The organism is Actinomadura geliboluensis (genome assembly GCF_005889745.1).
Classification (GTDB): domain Bacteria; phylum Actinomycetota; class Actinomycetes; order Streptosporangiales; family Streptosporangiaceae; genus Spirillospora; species Spirillospora geliboluensis.
Genome location: NZ_VCKZ01000649.1, coordinates 1 through 2,977, shown reverse-complemented (window position 1 = coordinate 2,977; position 2,977 = coordinate 1). Strand labels below are relative to the sequence as shown.

General features: G+C 74.6%; 4 protein-coding genes. 2 read left to right on the top strand and 2 right to left on the bottom strand.

The window, feature by feature from the left end:
• Positions 1-792 (bottom strand): histidine kinase (locus ETD96_RS43005; RefSeq protein ID WP_240808638.1); only part of this gene is annotated, 792 nt, incomplete at its 3' end.
• Positions 793-1,094: 302 nt separating this feature from the next.
• On the opposite strand from ETD96_RS43005, the gene ETD96_RS43000 reads away from it, so the two are divergent.
• Both ETD96_RS43000 and ETD96_RS42995 read left to right on the top strand, forming a co-directional pair.
• Positions 1,095-1,301 carry a hypothetical protein gene (locus tag ETD96_RS43000; RefSeq protein ID WP_138642227.1) on the top strand — a complete coding sequence of 69 codons (207 nt, stop codon included), beginning with the start codon at positions 1,095-1,097 and terminating at the stop codon, positions 1,299-1,301.
• Positions 1,302-1,438: 137 nt separating this feature from the next.
• Positions 1,439-2,230 (top strand): methyltransferase domain-containing protein, encoded by a 792-nt coding sequence (locus ETD96_RS42995; RefSeq protein WP_138642226.1) that lies wholly within the window; start codon positions 1,439-1,441, stop codon positions 2,228-2,230.
• Between the two features lie 3 nt (positions 2,231-2,233).
• On the opposite strand, the gene ETD96_RS42990 is transcribed toward ETD96_RS42995, so the two are convergent.
• Positions 2,234-2,977, bottom strand: a 744-nt coding sequence (locus tag ETD96_RS42990; RefSeq protein ID WP_138642225.1) for an SDR family oxidoreductase, incomplete at its 5' end; no start/stop codon positions are given.

Sequence of the window (2,977 nt, the reverse complement as noted above, 5' to 3'; positions counted from 1 at the left end):
GAGACGGCCGTCGGGGAGGGCGTCCCCGTCCGGGGCGTTGACGTGCTGCGCGTCCCGCAGCAGGCCGACCATGCGGCGCATCGAGGTCAGCGCCTCGGTGCCGGCCTTCTCGATGCCGCCGAACATGCGGTCCAGGTCCTCCGGCGACTGGCCCGCGCCCGCCTGCGCCGCGAACCGCGCCGCCTGCGCCTGGACGACGATGCCCGTCACGTGGTGGGCGACGAAGTCGTGCAGGTCGCGGGCCAGCTCCAGCCGCTCGTCCCGGCGCGCCGCCGCGAGCGACCGGGACCGCCGGGCGTCCAGCGCCCGCAGGTACAGGCCGATGCCGAGGGCGATCGACACGGTGATGCCGAGCGGCGCGCTGATCAGCGCCCCGGCGAGCGCCGACCAGCGCAGCGGCGTCGCCAGCACCGCGGCGCCGAGCAGCGCCGCCAGCGGGACGAGGTGCTCGCGGCGCGCCTTCCACATCGTCCGGCTGATGGCGATCAGCAGCCCGCCGACCTCCGCGAGCACGCTCGGCGCGGTGTAGTCGGGGCGCACCGCGAGCCCGAGGTACAGGGTGCTGGACGCCGACAGCGCCCCCGCCGCGACCGCCCACGGGACGACCCGCCCGGCCACGGCCGCGACGCTGGCGACGGCCGCGACGACCAGCAGCCACAGGGTGGGCATGTCCCGCACCATCGCGACCAGGCAGCCGAGCAGGTACAGGCCCGCGAAGCCCAGGTACGCGGCGCGCATCAGGCAGCCGCCCACCGAATGGATGCGGTCCAGCCGTGTCCCCAGGTCGCTCACGGTGATGCAGGGTACGGCCTGTCGGGGACCCGCCGGATCGGCCGAACGGCCGATCCCGGGCCGGCGCGGCCCCCGGCCCGCCGTCGCGCTCCGTGATCATCGGCGCCTCGCGCCCGCCGGGCCGCTCGAATAAAGGTTCGAAAATGTCAGAGGTGCCCCGTAGCGTTGACCTTGTGATTTGGGAGACACCTGGGAACAGGCGTCGAACCGAGTGGCTTGTAACCACGTACCTAGGGGTATGTGACTGACGGTGGCACCCGCAGAGGCGCGGGCGCCACCGGGTCAAGGAAGGGGTGTTGGCAGTGAGCGCAGCGACCGGCACGTTCCATCTCTCCCACCCGCGGCTGGACGGGCCCGCCGAGCGGACCGTCGTCGAGCCGTGGCTCACCGAGCTCCCCCATGCGACGCTGAACGCCTACACCGACCCCGAGCCGTCGCTGGCCGCGGTCGAGGCCCTGCCCCTGCGTCCGCAGCCCGCGCCGGCCCGCCGCGTCGCCGTGGCGGCCTGACAAAGCCACCCGGAAGGGGATCGGGCACGTCCCGATCCCCTTTTCCCGGCCTTGCTGTCTCATATATTGATACATGATTCTCAAACTATGAGAAGCGGGCGTACGGTGGGGGCACCGAGGACAGAGAGGTGATCCCGATGCCGGCCTACACCCACGGCCACCACGAGAGCGTCCTGAGCTCCCACCAGTGGCGCACGGTCGAGAACTCCGCCGCCCACCTGATCGAGCACCTGCGCCCCGGCCTGTCGGTCCTGGACGTCGGCTGCGGCCCCGGCACGATCACCGCCGGCCTGGCCGAACGCGTCGCCCCCGGCCGCGTCGTCGCCGCCGACGCCGCCGAGTCCGTGCTGGACGAGGCGCGCAAGAGCACCGCCGCCCTGGCCAACGTCGAATTCGCGGTGGCCGACGTCCACGCGCTGGACTACCCCGACGGCACCTTCGACGTCGTCCACGCCCACCAGGTGCTCCAGCACGTCGCCGACCCCGTCCAGGCCCTGCGCGAGATGCGCCGCGTCACCCGGCCCGGCGGCGTCGTCGCCGCCCGCGACGCCGATTTCGGCGCCATGGTCTGGTACCCGGAGCCGCCCGGCATGGACGCCTGGCTGCCCATCTACTACAAGGTGGCGCGCGGCAACGGCGGCGAGCCCGACGCGGGCCGGCGCCTGGTCTCCTGGGCCCGCGCCGCCGGCTTCACCGACGTCACCGCGTCCGCCTCGTCCTGGTGCTACGCCACGCCCGCGGAGCGCGAATGGTGGAGCGAGTCCTGGGGCGGCCGCATGGTCCGGTCCTCGGTGGCCGACCACGCCGTGGCCGGCGGCCACGCGACCCGCGACGAGCTGGACCGCGTCTACGCGGGCTGGAAGTCCTGGGCCGCCGCCGAGGACGGCTGGTTCGCCGTCACCCACGGCGAGGTGATCTGCCGCGCCTGACCCTCACATCGCCCAGCGCCGGAACCCGCCCTCGGAGTTGACGACCTGGCCGGTGATCCAGTGGCCCTCGTCCGACACCAGCCACCGCACGAGCCGGGCCACGTCGTCCGGCGCGCCCCAGCGCCCGAACGGCAGCGCCCGCCCGACCCGCTCGGTCAGCTCCTCGTCCGCCCAGCCGGTGTCCACCGGGCCCGGATTGACGGCGTTCACGGTGATCTTCCGGTCGGCCAGCGCGTCGGCGAGCGTCAGCGTCATCTGCTGGATCGCGCCCTTGCTGACCGCGTAGGGGATCTCCCGCACCATCGGCCCGAGGTGCTGGCCCGAGGTGAACAGCACGATCCGCCCGCCCGGGCGCGCGTCGTCGTGCGCGGCGGCGAACGCCTGGGCGAGCAGGACGCTCGCCCGCGCGTTCACCGCCCAGCACAGGTCCAGCTCCGCCGCCGTCACCTCGCCGAGCGTCCCGAGGGCGCTGCGGGCGTGGTTGGCGACGACGGCGTCCACCGCGCCGAACCGCTCCACCGCCTCCCGGACGACCCGCCCGGGCGCGTCCGGCTCGGCGAAGTCCGCGGCGACATGGGCGAGGCGGGGGCCGGTCCCGCCGAGCGCCGCCAGGACGTCCTCGACGGGCTCGGCGCCCCACGGCTGCTCCTCGTCGTGCGGCGTCCACGACTGCGCCAGCACGCTCGCGCCCGCGGCGAGCAGTTCCCGGGCGATCGCGAACCCGATCCCCGCCCGCCGGCCCACGCC

Bases quoted from the DNA above. Each gene is read 5' to 3' on its own strand.
- ETD96_RS42995 (WP_138642226.1), top strand. From the start codon at position 1,439: ATGCCGGCCTACACCCACGGCCACCACGAGAGCGTCCTGAGCTCCCAC.